This window comes from Shewanella corallii (assembly GCF_023349125.1).
GTDB lineage: Bacteria > Pseudomonadota > Gammaproteobacteria > Enterobacterales > Shewanellaceae > Shewanella > Shewanella corallii.
Map to the genome: position 1 here is coordinate 41,217 of NZ_JAKIKT010000015.1, position 17,980 is coordinate 59,196.

Annotated in this window: 15 protein-coding genes; 5 read left to right on the forward strand and 10 right to left on the reverse strand. The window is 50.9% G+C overall.

The window, feature by feature from the left end; genetic code table 11:
• Positions 1 to 18 precede the first annotated feature (18 nt).
• Both L2725_RS22190 and L2725_RS22195 read right to left on the reverse strand, forming a co-directional pair.
• On the reverse strand, positions 19 to 4,482 hold the full coding sequence (locus L2725_RS22190) for an SslE/AcfD family lipoprotein zinc metalloprotease (RefSeq protein ID WP_249250979.1): 4,464 nt from the start codon (positions 4,480 to 4,482) through the stop codon (positions 19 to 21).
• Positions 4,483 to 4,746: 264 nt separating this feature from the next.
• Entirely contained in the window at positions 4,747 to 4,974 is a 228-nt protein-coding gene (locus L2725_RS22195; RefSeq protein WP_249250980.1) for a hypothetical protein, read from the reverse strand.
• A 221-nt stretch (positions 4,975 to 5,195) separates the two neighbouring features.
• On the opposite strand from L2725_RS22195, the gene L2725_RS22200 reads away from it, so the two are divergent.
• Both L2725_RS22200 and L2725_RS22205 read left to right on the forward strand, forming a co-directional pair.
• Positions 5,196 to 6,773, forward strand: a complete 1,578-nt coding sequence (locus L2725_RS22200; protein ID WP_249250981.1) for a sigma 54-interacting transcriptional regulator — start codon at positions 5,196 to 5,198, stop codon at positions 6,771 to 6,773.
• The gene (locus L2725_RS22205; protein WP_249250982.1) at positions 6,773 to 9,211 is read left to right on the forward strand and encodes a serine/threonine-protein kinase; all 2,439 of its coding nucleotides are present in this window, start codon (positions 6,773 to 6,775) and stop codon (positions 9,209 to 9,211) included. The genes L2725_RS22200 and L2725_RS22205 overlap by 1 nt, the downstream gene beginning before the upstream one ends.
• Positions 9,212 to 9,259: 48 nt before the next feature.
• Here the strand turns inward: L2725_RS22205 and L2725_RS22210 are convergent, their stop codons facing one another.
• From L2725_RS22210 to L2725_RS22235, 6 genes are all read right to left on the reverse strand, one after another.
• Positions 9,260 to 9,772 (reverse strand): hypothetical protein, encoded by a 513-nt coding sequence (locus L2725_RS22210; protein WP_249250983.1) that lies wholly within the window; start codon positions 9,770 to 9,772, stop codon positions 9,260 to 9,262.
• Between the two features lie 319 nt (positions 9,773 to 10,091).
• Positions 10,092 to 10,277 carry a hypothetical protein gene (locus L2725_RS22215; RefSeq protein WP_249250984.1) on the reverse strand — a complete coding sequence of 62 codons (186 nt, stop codon included), beginning with the start codon at positions 10,275 to 10,277 and terminating at the stop codon, positions 10,092 to 10,094.
• A 53-nt stretch (positions 10,278 to 10,330) separates the two neighbouring features.
• A complete protein-coding gene (locus L2725_RS22220; RefSeq protein WP_249250985.1) occupies positions 10,331 to 10,513 on the reverse strand; it encodes a hypothetical protein in 183 nt (60 codons plus the stop codon).
• A 55-nt stretch (positions 10,514 to 10,568) separates the two neighbouring features.
• Positions 10,569 to 10,751: a NusG domain II-containing protein gene (locus L2725_RS22225; protein WP_249250986.1), complete on the reverse strand. Its 183-nt coding sequence runs from the start codon at positions 10,749 to 10,751 to the stop codon at positions 10,569 to 10,571.
• Positions 10,752 to 10,794: 43 nt separating this feature from the next.
• On the reverse strand, positions 10,795 to 10,977 hold the full coding sequence (locus L2725_RS22230; RefSeq protein ID WP_249250988.1) for a NusG domain II-containing protein: 183 nt from the start codon (positions 10,975 to 10,977) through the stop codon (positions 10,795 to 10,797).
• Positions 10,978 to 11,032: 55 nt separating this feature from the next.
• Positions 11,033 to 11,215 (reverse strand): NusG domain II-containing protein, encoded by a 183-nt coding sequence (locus tag L2725_RS22235; protein WP_249250989.1) that lies wholly within the window; start codon positions 11,213 to 11,215, stop codon positions 11,033 to 11,035.
• Between the two features lie 325 nt (positions 11,216 to 11,540).
• Here L2725_RS22235 and yjjG point away from each other — a divergent pair, with 325 nt between their 5' ends.
• Positions 11,541 to 12,215, forward strand: a complete 675-nt coding sequence (gene yjjG / locus L2725_RS22240) for a pyrimidine 5'-nucleotidase (protein ID WP_249250990.1) — start codon at positions 11,541 to 11,543, stop codon at positions 12,213 to 12,215.
• A gap of 22 nt (positions 12,216 to 12,237) precedes the next feature.
• Here the strand turns inward: yjjG and L2725_RS22245 are convergent, their stop codons facing one another.
• On the reverse strand, positions 12,238 to 13,101 hold the full coding sequence (locus L2725_RS22245) for a LytTR family DNA-binding domain-containing protein (RefSeq protein WP_249250991.1): 864 nt from the start codon (positions 13,099 to 13,101) through the stop codon (positions 12,238 to 12,240).
• Positions 13,102 to 13,268: 167 nt separating this feature from the next.
• On the opposite strand from L2725_RS22245, the gene L2725_RS22250 reads away from it, so the two are divergent.
• Positions 13,269 to 14,495, forward strand: coding sequence for an acyltransferase family protein (locus tag L2725_RS22250; RefSeq protein ID WP_249250992.1), 1,227 nt, complete (start codon positions 13,269 to 13,271; stop codon positions 14,493 to 14,495).
• 159 nt (positions 14,496 to 14,654) lie between these two features.
• On the opposite strand, the gene L2725_RS22255 is transcribed toward L2725_RS22250, so the two are convergent.
• Positions 14,655 to 17,006, reverse strand: a complete 2,352-nt coding sequence (locus L2725_RS22255) for a hypothetical protein (protein ID WP_249250993.1) — start codon at positions 17,004 to 17,006, stop codon at positions 14,655 to 14,657.
• A gap of 435 nt (positions 17,007 to 17,441) precedes the next feature.
• Here L2725_RS22255 and L2725_RS22260 point away from each other — a divergent pair, with 435 nt between their 5' ends.
• Positions 17,442 to 17,948, forward strand: a complete 507-nt coding sequence (locus L2725_RS22260) for a porin family protein (protein WP_162807292.1) — start codon at positions 17,442 to 17,444, stop codon at positions 17,946 to 17,948.
• Positions 17,949 to 17,980 lie beyond the last annotated feature (32 nt).

A 17,980-nucleotide genomic window follows, 5' to 3' on the forward strand; every position in this document is an offset into this window, starting at 1 on the left:
TTTAACATCTGTAATGGATTATCTGACTATTACTGTAATGCTGTCGATGGATGCAGGATCCAGTTTTGGCTTTGGCAGTCCCAGAGCACGCACTTTGGCGACACCCGCATCGGTCACACCGCCTTCAAACTGAGGCTGAGGGTCTCCCGGGTAGATAACCGCTTTGCTGCCCGGGTTCCAGTCCTGGAAGAACTGGCTGAGGTCAGTCTGTGCGGCATAAGAGGCGCAGAGCATCAGCTTGTCACTCTGGCCAAGATTCTGACCATAGCACTGGTTTTCCCCTTTTAGTTCAAACTCGCCATCGTTGGCATTGCGGCTCAGACGGTGCATCAGCTTGAACAGGTTCCAGCCCTTCATACCCTGAGTGTTATCATCATAGTAAGCAGGCAGCTTGCCTGGATACCAGGTGTTGATATCAAACTCAGTTTCAGCCCACTCTTTCAGCTGGGCGAACATCACCAAGCGCTCACCTGCACCACCCATAGCCCAGGCATGGCCTTGCTCTGCGGCCACAAAGTCAGGGGCAATGCGAATATCCTGCTCAACCCGGCTCATCTTGCCGTGGTGCTTGTCCTGCATGTATAGCGCCAGCAGGTTGTTCACCACTTCAGTCGCACCCTCCACATTGAACGGTGCTTCAGCGGCATTGTGGCCAACCTCATGCCACAGTAACCAGGAGTTCAGCGGTGCCAGCTGAATGTTACGACTTTCAGTGTTAAAGCCTGAGTTCATCACAGGGTAGCCCGAGTGAGCCGCTCCTATGCTGATTGCCACATCATTGACAAAGTGGTGGCGATTGGCCGGAATGCTGATATCTGTGGCTTTGCGGTTGGCCTGGCCATTCAAGCCTTCATCTCTGGCATAGAAGTCATTCAGATCGTCTGCAAAGGTATCCAGCTCGGCAGCGAATCTGGCGATGACACCGTCATAGTTGTCAGCATTCAGGTTGGCCTTTGGCGCAGTATAAATAAAGCTGTTTGATACCACTTCACCTATGGGAGCAGGCGAATCAACCGGGTTGAGCCAGCGGCCGGAAGACAGTTGGTACAAAGGTGCATCAACCGTATCTGTGAGGCTAACCTGCACCATATCTTTAGCACTGCCCTGAACATAGATCAGACCGCCATAAGGCACAGTCATGGTGTGAGTGTTACCTATGGTGTCTGAATTCAGGGTAACGCTTTGGGTCATGCGAGGTGGACGCTTCAGGCCCAGCTCATGCTTTTCACGACCTGTCAGGTCATCCGCCAGCGCCACAGTAATAGTCACAGGTGCCTGCGTTCCCTTAACCGATACTGTAAATGGCTGGTGGGCTACAGCCCACTGACCGGTTGGCTGACGGTTACCGGCAAACCAGGCGGCGGTATTATTGCCCAGCGTCAGCGTGAACTCATCACCACCAACAGTGCCTGTGGCTTCACCCGGGAATTGACGGATATCTGTTTTGATATCCAGATCCCAGAAGGTGCGGCCCAGCATCAGGCGGGTCAGTGGTTTCTCCATATAGTTCAGCGGATAGCTTGGGTTCATGTAACCCGCATACTGGCCCTGAGCTTCACCCAGGATCATCTGGTTGCTCAGCAGTTGCTGTTTCAGATCTGCCGGGCAGGAGGTGCCGCCCTGTGCGCGATCATCACTGTAGCAGTTGAGGAACTCGGTAAAACGCTTAAAGCCCAGCTCATCATTGGCACCTGACTCGTAGCGATAGTCCAGGTTGTTCCACAACCACACAGACATATTCTGGTAGATGCGGTTCAGATCTACGCTGGACAGACGTTCACCCTGCTTACCTTTGGTGCGGAAGTAGAGCTCGTGCTGATACAGGCGTTCGATATTGGTGCCTAAATCTGCCGCTTTAACCATGGCGCGGGCCTGAGCATCACCCAGATCCAGCTCGGTATAGCGTGGAATGAACATGCCACCGGTAACCGGGATACCGTTGCCGGGGCGGTACTCCAGACAATTGATCTCATAGTGATAGTTGGGGTCTTTACATTCACTGTATGCCTGGGTGCCATCAGCCTTGGTGAAGGCGGCCAGTACCCGGGCTTTTTCTGCGGCGATCTCGGCGTCTGTTTTACCTGCTTCATCGATAAATGCCGGATGATTGACTGGCTGACCTTCGGCATTGGTACCTGGCCAGGTAGCAACTTCCAGCTTTGGTTTGTCATCAGGCTTGTTTTGCTCCTGATACAGCCACACCACTTTGCCATTTTCATCAATGCGATAGGGCAGAGCGGGCGTGCCATCGTCGCCTTCAACTGCTGCATAACGCTCAATCACCCAGATGCCTTCGCTGCGCTGGCTTCTGACCCGATCCGGGTAACCACCACTCGGGCCATTACCGTTGGCCATCACAGATCCACCCATGCCGAAGGCGATTCCTGCGCTGTCCAGCAGACGAGACACAGCACCTGCATCCTGAGTATTCTGAATGGTTTCCATCAGCATGATGTTGCCACCTTTGCTGACATAATCGATCAGTGCAGTGGCATCGTCCTGACTCAACTTAGGACGGCTCAGATCGGCGCGCATTGGCAGATCATAATGGTTGCCATTAGGGTCGATCAGGTATTCAAAACCGTTGATAATCAGCAGTGGCATGGTTTGCGGGTCCAAACCGGCGAAGCTGCTAACCTGCTCAGTGGTCACGCCAAAGGTATCGGCGATAACAAAATTTTCCTGCTCACCGGCAACCTGGCCGTGACGCTTAAAGTAAACGTGAGGAATATTGGTACCCACGGTAAAGCCGCTGTCTTTGCCCGTCAGATATTTGAAGCTGTTCTGGAAGAAGTACTTCATATCATTGCTGTCACTGTTTAAGCGACACTGACCGGCGTCATCTATGCCACCGTGCCAGCTGAAGCCATTGGGGCAAACCAGTACTGAGTTGTATCTGGCATTACCCATTACCATCACCTTGCCCTGACCGATTTCACCAATGCTGATAAAAGGCAGGTTGAAGGTGGCAGTCTCTCCGCCGACCAGCTCTGGCACCACAGTCGATGGTGCTTCGGTAATGTACGCCAGGGTATCTTTGTCCCAGGCCTTTTTGGCACCGAATGGCAGCCAGTAGTTGTTGTCGTTACGGGACATCACCACTGGGAACGCGGTATTGGCAATGTTCACGGCAGCCTGACCTCGGGCGTTACCTGTGCTGCCGTAGAAGTTGGTGCTGTCGTGGAACACGTGGAAATGCTCAACCGGTTTCCAGCCATTGGCCTGTGCTTCCGGGCTGCTGCCCCATAGCTTTTGAACGTCAGCCAGGATCTGGCCGCTTTCATCTGTGCTTTGCTGTTTTACGCTTGCCTGACGCAGCAGAGCACCAGTGTCATCGCACTGGTTTTGGCAAAGCTGTTGGTCGATGATTGCCGCCTGTCCCTGCTTGAACTGCGCAGTGAACTCAGCCGGGATCACCTGAGTGGTGCCATTGCCGAGGTCCAACTCTCTGGCTTCACTGGTCAGCGACAGTGAGATGATCTCATTGATGACGTTAGGGTACTGAGCAAATACCTGAGTGACCTGAGTCGGTAACTGCCAGTGGCCTGACTGTTCAGAGGCATAGCGTTTTATCAGAGCTTCGGCGTTATTGCCTTTATCACCTTCAGCCAGTTGCTGCAGGGTAAAGCTCTGTTGGTTGCCGCGCACAGTGCCCAGTTCAAAGGTGTCGATACCAAAGCTGACACTGTCGCCCCAGAAGAACTCAAATTCACCCTGATCATTAGTCACACCACGGCCGCTGCGACTGAAGTAGCTGACCCCGGATACCGGCTTGCCCTGACTGTCAGTCAGCGTGGCTATGGTTGGAATGGTCTCTTTTGGCTGGTACTGATAGTTGGACTCAGCATCGGCAGCGACAAAACCGGCATTCAGATCCGGTGACGCGCCGGGAGTCACTTCCGGTTTGATGTCCGGTACGTGAGTGGATGGCTGCTTGTCGGTCTGACTGTCATTGGCCTGCTGTTCGAGCAGCCCGGCAAACTCTTCTGTCGACATATCCAGATCGTGGCGATAGTGGTTTTCAAACTTAAGCGCCTGCAAGGTGTTCAGCTCAAGATCCACTATGTCACCTCGGTTGACACCCATAGTGTTGATCAGAGTGACCGCATTGTTGGCCGCTTGCGAGTTATCAACAAACTCATTGGCCTTGGTCAGATACAGAGTCTTGCGTTGGGTTGGCGTCGCTTCGCGGGCAGCAGGATCAGGCTGCACATCGCTGAAGCTGGCCAGTGTCAGGCTTTGATATTCACAGCTGACATCATCGCCGACTTTAATTTCGAAGTTGGACGCGCTCTGACCATTACAGCTTACGCTGCTGCCGAGCACCAGATTACCGTTCAGAGACAAACTTGCAGCCAGAGTTTGCGGAATTTCCGGTTCAGGAATATCCGGCCCGGGAGGTGGCGTTGTTGGCGCGTCATCACCGCCGCCACAACCGGCCAGCAGTGTCAGTAAAGACAAAGCGACTAAAGACTTTTTCATGATTTTCCTTGGTATGAAGACGGCCAGTGCCGTGGCTCAGTTCATGGGTAGCTATCTGTATAAAGCGGATGTTGAAAGATTGAACTTGAGCGAGATATCGGGAAGTGGCGGGATTTTACATTGGGGTAGTAGTTATCACTACAAATCATGGTGTTAAATTTTTTGTTGCAACCGGGATTGGGGGCAAGGTATTTGACACTCTGTTACAGAAATGCAGCTAGGCAGGGCGTATTGCCCTGCCTGATGACGGCTTATGGTTTTGCGTTATTGATAAACCGGATCGTTACTGGCTATCAGTGGGATATCTGAAATCAGCTCCGCCCAGCAGGGGGGAGTCATAAAGTTCTCGACGGGCAGACCAAAGTACTTTGGCTGCTGTTTTGCTTCTGTTTCCGCGCGTCTTTGTTCTTCTGTATTTTGCTTGTCCATCATTCCCTCCCGTTTGGTGGCGTACAAGCCTGTGATACCGGAATAACGAAAGAACCATGCCATGTTTTTAGTATTTAAAAATCAGCAGGATATCCGCAGTGCTTATGGTGATTGGTTTTTTTGACGTGTCAGTGACAGGTTAGTGTCATTTGTTGGGCTGGTTAGTGAATAAGTGCTGGTCGAATATGCTGTTTTGTGGGTGGAGTTTGGTGTTTTCGGGTGTTAGTGTGGGGTAATGGGTCAATGGTGTGCCACTACAGAGTAGGATGCTCGAGGAGGGGAATATGTTCGATGGACAAACCCTTAACTTCAGACCTGCGGCGTTGCGTCAGGCGCAACATCGCCAGGTACTGACTTCAACCCTTATTTTTCACCCTGATCTCTCTATGGTTGGGGCCTACAGCCAGCTCACTGCCAGTCAGGGGAGCTGGGCATTAAGTCGACTTGAACCGGGGTTTCATCTCTCCGGCGGCGCGGTGCGTCCGCTGGCAGACCCCTATGTCAGTCGCTCTGGGCTGAACCTGTCCAAATGTTCTGGTGGCTGGCAATTGGATTGCCGTAATAGCAGTACTCAGGTGACAGACCTTAATGGCCACACAGTAGACTACCTGCAGTTGAGTGACGCTGACCTGAGCGACGGCGTGGTACTGACGCTGTCAGGCCGGATAGTCGTGTTACTGCATTACGCCTCACCTAAAGAGCCTGTTGCTGTGGACTCTGTGCCCGGCCTGTTGGGGGGCAGCGATAATATGAGTCAGGTCAGAAGCCTGATCTCCAATGTGGCTGACCTGAAGTTACCTGTGCTTATCCGTGGTGAATCCGGAACTGGTAAAGAAGTGGTGGCCAATGGCATTCACAACGCTGGCCAGCGACGAAACAAACCCTTTGTCAGTGTCAATATGGCCTGTATCCCCAGAGAGCTTGCCAGCAGCGAGTTGTTTGGCAGTGTTAAAGGCGCTTTTACCGGAGCCTCCAGCAGGGATGGCAGCTTTCAGCAGGCAGATGGCGGTACTCTGTTTCTGGATGAGTTGGGAGAGGCACCCCTTGAGGTGCAAACCACCTTACTCAGAGCGCTGGAAACCGGGGTTGTGCAGGCTGTGGGCAGTGAAAAGCCCAGACAACTGGATGTGCGCTTTGTTGCGGCCACTGATGCCAATCTGGAAAAGCTGATTGGCGCCGAGTCCTTTAAGTTACCTCTGTTGCAACGCCTGTCAGGCCTGGTGATTGAGCTGCTTCCTCTGCGTGAAAGGCCTGAAGATTTCGGTGTACTGTTCAGCCATTTCCTGTGCAACGCCCTGATTGAAACCGGACAGGAGCATAAGCTGCTGCATGCTGAAGCTGACAGCTTTGGTTATTGGGCATGGTTGTTTGCCCGCTGTGCTCAACTTAACTGGCCGGGTAACGTCAGGCAGCTCAGACACACGGCCAATCAATTGGCATTGGGATTAATGACCTGTCACAGGCTTGAATCATTTGACTGGTATGGTTTTGTTGAAGGTATTGCCAACGAATTACAGATTAAAGATGAGGTCCCGGCCGAGCATAAACCCGCGGTGGAGCTGCCCAAGGTGGCCCGTCGTAAGCCCAGAGATATTGAGGATGATGAGATTATGCAAGCTCTGTCAGCCAGCGACTGGCAGATAAAAATGGCGGCTGATGCTCTGGGAATTTCCCGTGCCGCACTCTATTTACGAATAGATGCCAGTCCCGCACTGCAGCGGGCCAGCAAGCTGTCGGAAGGTGAACTGCAAAAGTGTTTTGAGCAGTGCGATGGTGACCTTGAGTTGATGGTTGAAAGGCTGCAGGTATCAAAACAGGCGCTTAGAAGACGTTTGAATGAAATAGGAGTGGATTGTCCCTGATGCAGGCGCAGCCGGAATCTATCGGTCCTTATCTACTTGAAACAGAACTTGGCAGCGGCAGTCATGGACGGGTTTATAAAGCCTGGGATCCCAGGCTTTCCCGCTGGGTGGCGATTAAGCTGCTTTATGATTTTCAGGCGGATTCACTTACTTCAGAGGCAAAGCTCCTCGCCGAGCTGAATCACCCCAATATTGTGGTGGTTTATGACCTGCTGACCCATCATGGTATGCCGGCGTTGGTGATGGAATATCTGCCCGGAGACAATCTGGCAGCCCGTTTGCAACGTCAGGGAGCTTTGCCCTGGCAGCACGCCCTTGAACTTACCCGCCAGATTGCGGCAGGTCTTGATGCCGCCCACAGCCGACAGATTATTCATGGCGATCTCAAACCGGAAAACCTGATTTTTGATCAGCAGGACCAACTTAAAATCGGTGATTTTGGTATTGCCCGCCGTGAGTGGCAGCCAGGACAGGCGTTCGGTAGTTGTCTGAGTATCAGCCCTGAACAACTGCGAGGCGAGGCAGCCGGTAAGCAAAGTGATCTTTATGCCGTAGGCTTGCTCTTGTATCGCATGCTGACAGGCGAGCACCCCTTTGAACAGGAGGATGAGCAGGCGGACATGTTCGCCCGTATGCTTAACTCACCCTGTCCCAAGGTGGACGGCGTGCCAGAGTCGGTTAATAACTTACTGGCCAGTTTATTGTCTCCTGAACCTGCCAACCGACCAGCATCAGCGGCGGATCTGGTGCAGCAGCTCAGCCCATCTCCGGTCAGTCAGGATCCAACCTTACTTCATCCCCCGGTTATCGTTGCTCCCCAGCCCCGCCGCATCAGCCCCTGGTTTTGGGGCGCTGTCGCGAGCATGTTGGTATTGGTGGCGGGCTGGTGGTTTTGGCCTGTCACACCCACATACGTGTTGGCACCCAGGCCCCAGATAACCGCAGGTGAGGATATTGAGGATCTTCCTCTGATCCGTGCCGCCGTATACCAGGGGATAACAGAAGCTCTGACCCGACAGCAGGACACCAGACTGATTGAACTGCCGGGCGGAATCGCCCCCTCAGAGCAGGACTGGACCCGGGCACTTAAGCAAACCGCCGCTGATCAGATGCTGATCAGTGAGCTGGCCTGTCAGCAGGATGAATGTGCCCTGACGCTCAGCCATGTCGATGCCGAATCCAGATTGATCAAGCGGGATACTCTCAGGTTTCCCACTGAAAACCTGCTGTTTATCGGTGACTATGTGCAACGTTATTGGCAGGTGGACCAGAGCGAACAGGCTCAGGCCAGCAATGAAGCTGATTACCGCAAATTGTTGACCCTGCATGAGTCTTATCAGGCCAAAGAGATAGGGCGCAGGGATTACTTGAACTTGTTGGAGCCCTATGGCTGCCGCTTTCAGCTCAGTTGTCGAGAACTCTTGCGCTTGTACAAACGGGAAGCCAGGAGTCAGCGTCAATCTGAATGGCTCGATAAAGCTGATGCTCTGCTGGACAGTGCCGACTTCGGTTTCCAGCCCAGATTTTTGGATATAGATGCGATTTATCTGGCTCTGCTTCGCAGCGACTTTGAAGGTGCTGATAAGCTGCTTAACTCTCTCGAGGGGCTGTTTTTCACTGATGATCTGGTTTTGGGGTTAAGGGCGCGTTGGTACTTTGAGCAAGGGTTTGATGTTAAAGGTCTTGCCATGATGGCAAGGTTGGCAGAGCAGCGTCCATCGGCACTGAACCGATTTAACTATGCTCTGATGCATTATCGTCTGGGGCAATACGAAGAAGCGACTGATGTATTGCAGGTATTGAGCTCGGACATGCCACAATACACAAAGGCCAGAGAACTATTGGCGGATATTCTGTTTGCTCAAGGACGTTGGGTGGAGGCGGAATCTCAGTTTAGAACACTTCTTAAAATCCCTGAACTACAAACATGGCCAAATTACGTGAACCTTGGTTTGTCACTGATGATGCAATCGAAACTCCATGAAGCTGAGGTTGAGTTAAAAAGTGCATACGTACTAGCACCTAATAATCCCACCGTGATGATGAACTTAGCTGATGCAAGCTTCTTACAAAACAAATATAGTGAATCTCGTCTGCTGTACACTAAAACTCTGGAGATTTATGACGTTGAACCTCCCAGGGAGGCAAAAGACTATTTGACTATTGCGCAGGCCCATGCACGTCTCTATCGCTCTGAAGAAGCTAACCTCGCATTGTTAAAAGTGCTGAAAGATGCGCCGACAGATCCGTTGACGAGTCTTAACATAGCTCTTGTTTATTTGTTTCTAGGTGATAAAGAGGTTTGTTATAGCTATTTAGAACACTCAATTGAAGCGGGTTTGCCCTTAAACTGGCTGAACTCTCCATGGCTTGCCTCCCTTGAGGGGGACCCAACCTTTGAACGAATGAAAGCTGGAGACATGGCTCGAGTAGATTGAGAGGTTGATGCAGGCCCAGTAAAGAGGCCTGCATAATAAGCTCTTCAGTTACACCTCGTCCCAATCTCTTCCTGCCATAATCGGATCATGTGAAAAGTAGATCTGTCCATTGGGATCCTGAACCACAAATCTAAATCCAACCTTGTTGCCATCGTGTGGACCGTATTTCCCATCCGGATGCCGCCAAAATACCGAAGGGCGAACCTGGATCTGTAGCAGATAAGGCTCTACCAATTTGGTGGCCACTGCATCCTGATATTCTATGGTACGGTTGCCGGTGACAAACAGCAGCCCATCAAATACCTGGCGCTTTTCCACCGAGCCAGCCGGGGCAAACTGCAGATCGTTATACTTGTCCTCCAGCTTGACCAGAATATCTATAGGGTCATGCAGTATGGTTTCTATGTATTCAAGTTGGAACTCGTTATACATCAGCCGCCAACTGTCTGGATCTTTGGGGTGACCTATATTCAGCACCAGATTTGGGGTGGTATTTCCATCCTTGGGGCAATTATCCAGCACCAGCTTGGTGACAGTGTCCGATTTCAGATGTGTCGTCATGGCTTCCCTCCTGATTTAGTTCATCGCGCTTTTGGCTAACACTTTATTTGCGAGTAGTTACAACTCCCGTGCCAACATCTAAAAATGGCGAACTACCTGGGGATTTTTCATTGTACTGGTGTAATGGTCTAAGTAATAGGCGTGTTATGTTACAAACTGACATGTCACTTTTGGTTTTTGACATGCTGTCAGTCATAGACTGGAAGGGAGCTAACTGGGGTATATACTCATCTAGCAATGAAGGTTGCTTTATATGGACGGAGAAAATAAATAGCAGGCCTGAGAACAGTGCCTGCTATTTTAGATTTCTATCTTGAGATTAGGCTGGCTCATCCCAATCTCGTCCAACAAGAACAGGATTGGTGCTGTCTTGATCGCCATTTTCATCAATCACAACTACTTCACCATCTTCGGTGATCACAACGGTTGGGGTGTCGTCATCATTGGCAATGGCAGGGAAGGTGAAAAGGGCTGCAATAACGACCGCTAATAGGGACTTTTGCATTTGTTCAATCTCCATAAAAAGACACATCTAGGTTTTGAATTGGTGAGAAAGGATTAATCTTCATCCCAATCACGCCCAACAAGAATTGGATTGGTGGTGTCCTGGTCGCCATTTTCATCAATCACAACCACCTCACCATCTTCGGTAACCACAACGGTTGGAGTGTCATCTTCATTGGCAAAGGCAGGGAAGGTGAATAGGGTTGCAAAAACTAACGCTAATAGGGACTTTTCCATTTGTTCAATCTCCATAAGAAAGGCACTTCTTGATTTCTACATAATTGAGTGACAGTTAAACTTCATCCCAATCACGCCCAACGAGAACAGGATTGGTGGTGTCCTGATCGCCATTTTCATCAATCACAACTACTTCACCATCTTCGGTAATTACAACGGTTGGAGTGTCGTCATCATTGGCAAAGGCAGGGAAGGTGAATAGGGCTGCAAAAATTAACGCTAATAGGGACTTTTCCATTTGTTTTATCTCCATCTAGAGTGAGTAAATTGAAGTGGAAGGATTAAATCTCATCCCAATCACGACCTCCTAGAACTGGGCTGGGAGTGTCTTCATTGCCATTTTCATCAATCACAACCACCTCACCATCTTCGGTAATTACAACGGTTGGAGTGTCATCATCATTGGCAAAGGCGGGGAAGGTGAATAGAGCTGCAATAATTAACGCTAATAGGGACTTTTCCATTTGTTCAATCTCCATAAGAAAGGCACAGCTTGGTGTCTAGGTAACCGAGTAAGAATCAATCTTCATCCCAATCACGTCCAACAAGAACAGGATTGGTCGTGTCCTGGTCGCCATTTTCGTCAATCACAACTACTTCACCGTCTTCGGTAATCACAACCGTTGGGGAGTCATCATCATTGGCAAAGGCGGGGAAGGTGAATAGAGCTGCAACAATTAATGCTAATAGGGACTTTTCCATATGTTCTATCTCCATTTTGAAAAATCAGAAACCGGCAATCTTGTTACGTTGACCACGTGCTTAACAGCGCGGATTTCTGGTTAACTTTGTGGCGTGGTCGACTTGGTATACTGGTGTCCGGGTTGCTTGGCTGGCAAGCGATTGAAGCCGTTCCTTGAGGAGTTTGAACTATTGCACTAGGCCTTTCTGGTTCATCCTATAAGCGTTAAATTTGTTAAGGATCGAGTTTGCTGGATCTCAGGTTATTGTTTCTTGGGAATACTCTGTCGCTGAGATAGACTGCCGCCACTGATTGACTGATAGATACAAAAGATAAAAGACTGCTATGCCTTATCAATGGATCCTGTTCGACGCTGATGAAACCCTGTTCAGTTTTGACGCCCTAAAGGGGCTTAAGCTGATGTTCTCTCGCCATGGTGTCGACTTTACCGATGATGATTACCGCGAATATCAGGCGCTGAACCAGCCGCTGTGGCAGGCCTATAACGCAGGTGATATCGATGCCACCACGCTGCAAACCAGCCGCTTTACTGCCTGGGGTGACAAGCTGGGCACCACGGGTCAGCAGCTGAACTCTGACTTTTTACAATCCATGGCCGATATTTGCGCGCCACTGCCTGGCGTGCGTGAGCTGGTGGACTCGCTCCATGGCAAAGCCCATCTCGGCATTATCACCAATGGCTTTACCGAGCTGCAGCGTATCCGTTTGGAGCGCACCGGCTTTGCCGATGCCTTTGAGCTGCTGGTGATTTCCGAAGAGGTGGGCATTACCAAGCCCAATGTGGGCATTTTCCACCACGCGCTGGAGAAGATGGGACAGCCGGATAACAGCAAGGTGCTGATGGTGGGGGATAACCTGCACACAGATATTCTGGGTGGCATCAATGCCGGACTGCACACCTGCTGGTATAACCCACACCAGCAACAGGGTGACGAGACTATCGCCCCAACTATGGTGACTGCCCATCACGATGAGTTAAGACAATTACTGGTGGCGTAAGCCAGGGTTTGTTTTGGTCAGGTCAACAAACTGAGGTTTTCAGTGCGTCTTTGAAGCGTCTGGATACCGGCAGTCGTTGACCCGACTTCAGCTCCAATTCGGCATCTCCACTGGGTATAGGCTTAATTGAGCGTATCAGCGCGAATTTGACCGCATAGCTGCGGTGAATACGAATAAATCCCTTTGATTCAAGTTGCTGCGTCAGCTTGGTGATAGTCGCCCGCATTGGGTATACCTGATCTCCCGTGTGCAGATTGACATAGTTCCCTGACGATTCAAGCCACTCCACATCATCGAGTTGTACAATAAACTCCCGACCGAGTTTTTTTACCAATAGCTGCTCAGGCGTAGATTCAGTCCCAGAAGCGTGAGGACTGTTGATCGGCGGTTCGTCCGGCACCCGGGCTTCCCCAAGTAACTGCTGTAGCAAATAGTGATAAAGCTGGTAGGCAACGACCCAAAAAAAGAAGCCCCAGATATCTTTTCTCAGCTCATAAATCAGCTCAAACCAGCTGAAATTAAAGTTGTACTCCAGACCTTGCAGCCCATAAATCAACTCCCGCAGCAGCACCATAATGCCGATATGGCCCAGACTGAAAACCACGCCTCCGATTGTCAGCAACATCAAGGCGAACAGGGGCGTCTGCATGCTGAACTGAGGACGTCTTAATAACCAGAACACCAGAGGCAGCATCAGCAGAGTGCCGGTGGCGCTGGTCATTTCCCATACCCATGGCTCCCAGCTGGCAAACTCGACAACGCCCCTGCGGGTCTGTTCCATCAATACTGAACTGGCATTGATGCTGTTATTCACCAATACATAGCCAATAGCCAGCAGCGCGCCGATTGCGCCTGTATGACGTTGCCAAATCCGTTGCAGTTCCATTTGTTTTCCGGGCACAAAGTGTTGATTTAACCTAGCAGCCGACTTCATCACAGTTCAACACCTTGTCCCTGAGCATCTCCGTTTGTCACTTAAAACCGACCATCCATCACTTTTGGCTGGCCGAATGATTTCTGTCAGCCAGTATGGCGAGAAACACAGGAGGTGATATGAATAACCCAATGATCCCACAGGAACGCCGCTATGATTTGGATTGGCTCAGGATTCTGGCGTTTGCCGGTCTGATCCTGTTTCACACCGGCATGCTGTATGCCGAGAGCTGGGGCTTTCACTTTAAAAGCCACTATCTCTCATCTGAGCTGGAAAGCCTGATGTTAATCTTCTCTCCCTGGCGAATGCTGCTTATCTGGTTTGTCTCGGGGGCAGCCAGCTATTTCCTGTTCGAGAAAGCCAAAGGTTGGCGACAAAGAGGAGCCTTATCTGTAAATCGCAGCATTAGCCTGTTATTGCCTCTGCTTACCGGCTTGTGGCTCATTGTGCCAGTGCAACTTTACGCCCAAATGAGCCAGGAAGCGGGTCTGCAAATGGGGTATGGCGAGTTTTTTCTGGCATTTCTGGACTTGCAACACCCATTGTTCAGTGACTATCAGTCTGGCGTTTGGCCCCATGTGGATGTGAATCACCTTTGGTATTTACGCACCCTGTGGGTCTATAGCTTGATATTGATTCTGGTGGCACCGCTACTGACAAAGTGGCGTATGGGAGCGGTTTTGGCTGGCGGCTTTAGCCGTGGATTCTGGCCAATGGTATTGCTTGTGGTGGTGTTGATGGCCACTATCCGTGGGCATTTCAGTGGCGACAGCATCAGAGAGTTGCAAGGAGGTGTTTGGTTTCTGTTTGGCTTTTTACTCGCTGGGCAGGTGGCATTCCGGGATGCTTTGGTTCACAAAGGTCCTTTGCTTGGAGGTCTGTTCACCCTGAATTTGCTGTTGATTCTTGCCGGTTACAACGGCTGGCTGGCGGCTGATGACGCAGACTATATGGGCGTGATTAGACTGGCGGTGTACTCATTGCAGCAGGTCTTGGGGGTATTGTTGATGTTGGCGTTGGCAGCGCGGTGGCTCAACTTTGATCATCCCTGGCGCAGGCCACTGAACAATGCGGTTTATCCAAGCTATCTGGTGCATCAAAGTTTGATTATTGGACTGGCCTTTGTGGCCGCCGACCAAGGTATGAGCCTGGTGGCAGAGTTACTTCTGGTGATTGGTGGAACCCTGGCAGGCTGTGTGTTTGTGTGTTGGCTGGGGATGAAAATCAGCTGGCTTAAACCCTTTATTGGTATGAAATGGCAGGAAAATAGCGGCAGACAAGTGACTTTACCTGCGCTGTTGGCGACACTGCTCATCCTGCCGCTGGCATGGGAGATTCTGGTGTAGCGAGTGTGCTTTGAACTCAGCCATCTTGGTTTTGTAACGACAGCCATCGGCATACATCTGCAGATACTTAGCGTCATTCACCTTTAGTCGCTTTGTTACCTTGCTGGGTAATGAAAAAGCCCGCTCTCATGAGCGGGCTTGGTTTGTGTCACATATCGGTCAGTTATTCACTGAGACCTTTTTCCACACTTCGCCCAGCACTTCTCCGCCGGTTCCGTCCATTTCTGCCCAGTCGGCTTCTTCCATATAGGTTTTAACAGAGGCGTAGTCGCCGGACATCTCTACCAGACCCATATAAAAGCGCAGTGCGACAGTGTCATTTTCATCAGTGACTTCCAGCACGACCTCGTCCTGATCTGTCATGCTCCAGGTAAATGACTCTGTGGCATCTTCGGTACCGTCTTCGTTATAGTCAGTGAAGCTACCCACGCCCTCGGCATCGAATTCCACCAGAGTTTCCAGCGTGCCATCAGGCTCATAGATCTTATACTGGCTGCCGGTAACGCCCTCTTCGGTAAATACTGCGGTATTGTCACCGCGGCAATCACTCGTCAGACTGCGGAACTCAGTCAGGGTTTTCAGGGTGGAAAGATCAGGTCGATCATTCTCATCATCCCAATCTGAATCACCTGTAGTACAGGCGCTCAAAGCTGGCGGCTCAGTGCCGGGGTTCAGCAGGCTCAGATCCACATTATCTATGATGTCGTTCTTGGCGGTGACATTGAAAATCACCTCGTCATCAAAACTGGTACCAGCCGGAACAAAGTCACCCTGACGCACCGCGCCCTGATACTCAGACAACAGATACTCGCCATCGTCGTCTCTGTTGCCAAACTCAATCACATCGTCCGGCAATGCCATCAGTGCCAGCGTGACTCCGGATACTGTCTCCTGACGCCAGGTTCCTGTGCCATATGCGTGGGCTGATTGCACATACTGACCTGTGCTGTCTTCACGCCACTTCACCAGGTAATAATTCACCACGCCGCCTTCGACCAGCTCAGCCAGAATATTGTCCTGACCATCCCAGGCAACATAAGGCCCAACCAGGTTTTCAATGCTGCCATCTGAGGCGGTGGCTGAAATCAGTGAAGCCAGGGTGATAGCCGGGCCATCTTCGCTATCCGCTGTACGTGACCAAACACTGTTACACAGGCCTTCGACCATCTCATCCTCAGGACAATCATCCCAATAGTAGAGTGAGTAAAGGTCGTTGACTGTGGTCGCTTCAATCTCAAAGGCTTTGGCACCTTCGGCAAAAGTCTGCGCCTCAGGAATCACTTTGTGCCACACCCAGGTGTTCTCGTGATCTTGCAACAACAGCTTGGTATTCAAGCCTTCCAGAGCAATCTCTTCGGCACTCAGCACTTCGCTGTCTCCGGGGAAATCTTTGTTGGTCAGAGTGATGGTGCCATCTTCGCCCAGCGTGGTGATCTCAAATTGATCATTCACCAGTTGCCAGCCATCCTCACCCAACACCAGATCCTTGTAAGTGTTGGTAGACTCGACAAACTCTCCGTCCATCAGGCTGTATTCCACTTCTGTGGTGGTCGTGGTATCGGCGTCATACATAATGCTGCCGTAATCCAGGTACAGGCCGTCGGTGTCATAGTTACCGTCAAACCAGAAAATACCTGTATCACTGACTTCAGCGACCAGATTGGCTGCCGCAGCATTGGCCTGAGCATTCATCACATCAACCTGATCTTCCAGAGTGTCACCATCGACGCCCGTGGATTCGGTCACGGTATCAGACTCTGCTACTGCATCCGGGTCAAAGTCATCACCTGCAGCTTCCACTTCATCAACAATGGTATCCAGCGAGTCGACAACGGTATCGACAATCAGGGTCAGCAGATCATCTGCGGAGATATTGGCTGCATCGGCAGCTTCCTGAACCGTAGCCAGATTGTTGGCCATTACCCTGGCGGTCACCTGAGCAACCTGGTGCATCTGAGCAAATTCAGTTTGCTGCTCTTCGGTCAACTCAGAGTTGGCCTGAGCTGCGATAAAGTCTTCGCTCAAAGCCTGAGTGGTATCCAGTAGCTCCTGGATCCGGGCTTCAGCTTCTTCCGAGGTATTCCCCAGATCTATCTGGCTTTGCACCATGGTGGTCAATGGGCTGACAAACTCGTAGCCTACAGGGGCGGTTAACGAGTAAGGCGATGACACAGTTTCGCCGGTATCCTCATCCACCACATCAGCCGTCACTTCGACCAGCAGAGGATAGCTGTCGATCTGCTCTTGAGTCGCTTCCAGCTCAAAGTCACCACCTGCTTCAGAGGTTGCCGAAGGCTCGCCATCATCACAGGTTTTATTTTCGTTAAGGTCCAGACAAACCTTGGCACCCACAAGATATCCATCAGCCACTTTACCGGACAACGTCGGGCTGGGAGCTGGAGGCGGAGTTGGGGGGGGTTCCTGGGTTGGGGTTTCCGTGCTGTCGCTGCCGCCACAGGCTGCGAGCACAGTGGCCAATGAGCCGGCCAGCGCTAGTTTGCGATATTCCATGTACCTTTTGACTCCATTTTGGGTATTAACTCCATGTTCATGACGGATTGAATGGGTTCTTACTCTGATTGGTACTGCTGCAGAGCCTGAGTTTCCGAAATGAACTCATAAACTGTAGTCAAGGAACCGGGGTTTTGTATTTGAAAGCTTATGAAAGGTCTTGAAAGCCAGTCTGGGTCAGCCATAAGTGAGAGGTTCGACAAACAAAGAGGGAGGTTTTATCTCAATAGTCGATGCTGCTGTTAGTGGCTGAACCAAGAGAGCGGGAAATATTCAGGATCAAAATTCTTGTCATATCGACCGATAAGTCTTAGGCCTTATCTACATTCATTGCCAATACATGTATTCATCAGGTTATTAACCCAACGTAGAAGAGTAAGTTGGTGCATGGCCGATCAATGTGGCTGATCAGGCCATTTTTGGAGGATGATACCTATGAAGTTTATAACGACAGCCGCCGCAGCAATGATGCTGATGGCGCCATCGGTTTTTGCCAATGGTTACCTGGGCGGTCAGTTTAACTATGTGGACGCTGAGACAGGTTCTGGTGGTGTGAGACTGCCAGGTGTGAGTTTCCTTACCGGTTATCAATACAATGATTACCTTGGTCTTGAAGCCAGAATCGGCGTTGGTGTGGGGGATGACAGCAACACAGCCAATGGTACCAAGGTGGAATATGAACTGGACTATTACTATGGTGGCTATCTGGTAGGGACTGTGCCCCTGACAGAGAGTTTTGATCTCTACGCGCTGGCGGGCTATGCCAAGGCCGAGGCCACTGTTAAAGCCAATGGCACCAGTGTAAAAGGTGATGACAGCAAGTTCAGTTATGGTGGTGGTCTGAAATGGAACGCTAACCGCAATTGGACCTTCAGTGCAGAATACCTGATGCTGGTGGAAGATATGGACTCAGTGAACGTGGGCATCACTTACAGATTCTGAGACTAATCTTAACCCCATGAAAAGAGGCGCAT

Coding starts and splice junctions, on each gene's coding strand:
- L2725_RS22190 (WP_249250979.1), bottom strand. CDS start 4,482: ATGAAAAAGTCTTTAGTCGCTTTGTCTTTACTGACACTGCTGGCCGGT.
- L2725_RS22195 (WP_249250980.1), bottom strand. CDS start 4,974: ATGGCATGGTTCTTTCGTTATTCCGGTATCACAGGCTTGTACGCCACC.
- L2725_RS22200 (WP_249250981.1), top strand. CDS start 5,196: ATGTTCGATGGACAAACCCTTAACTTCAGACCTGCGGCGTTGCGTCAG.
- L2725_RS22205 (WP_249250982.1), top strand. CDS start 6,773: ATGCAGGCGCAGCCGGAATCTATCGGTCCTTATCTACTTGAAACAGAA.
- L2725_RS22210 (WP_249250983.1), bottom strand. CDS start 9,772: ATGACGACACATCTGAAATCGGACACTGTCACCAAGCTGGTGCTGGAT.
- L2725_RS22215 (WP_249250984.1), bottom strand. CDS start 10,277: ATGCAAAAGTCCCTATTAGCGGTCGTTATTGCAGCCCTTTTCACCTTC.
- L2725_RS22220 (WP_249250985.1), bottom strand. CDS start 10,513: ATGGAAAAGTCCCTATTAGCGTTAGTTTTTGCAACCCTATTCACCTTC.
- L2725_RS22225 (WP_249250986.1), bottom strand. CDS start 10,751: ATGGAAAAGTCCCTATTAGCGTTAATTTTTGCAGCCCTATTCACCTTC.
- L2725_RS22230 (WP_249250988.1), bottom strand. CDS start 10,977: ATGGAAAAGTCCCTATTAGCGTTAATTATTGCAGCTCTATTCACCTTC.
- L2725_RS22235 (WP_249250989.1), bottom strand. CDS start 11,215: ATGGAAAAGTCCCTATTAGCATTAATTGTTGCAGCTCTATTCACCTTC.
- yjjG (WP_249250990.1), top strand. CDS start 11,541: ATGCCTTATCAATGGATCCTGTTCGACGCTGATGAAACCCTGTTCAGT.
- L2725_RS22245 (WP_249250991.1), bottom strand. CDS start 13,101: ATGGAACTGCAACGGATTTGGCAACGTCATACAGGCGCAATCGGCGCG.
- L2725_RS22250 (WP_249250992.1), top strand. CDS start 13,269: ATGAATAACCCAATGATCCCACAGGAACGCCGCTATGATTTGGATTGG.
- L2725_RS22255 (WP_249250993.1), bottom strand. CDS start 17,006: ATGGAATATCGCAAACTAGCGCTGGCCGGCTCATTGGCCACTGTGCTC.
- L2725_RS22260 (WP_162807292.1), top strand. CDS start 17,442: ATGAAGTTTATAACGACAGCCGCCGCAGCAATGATGCTGATGGCGCCA.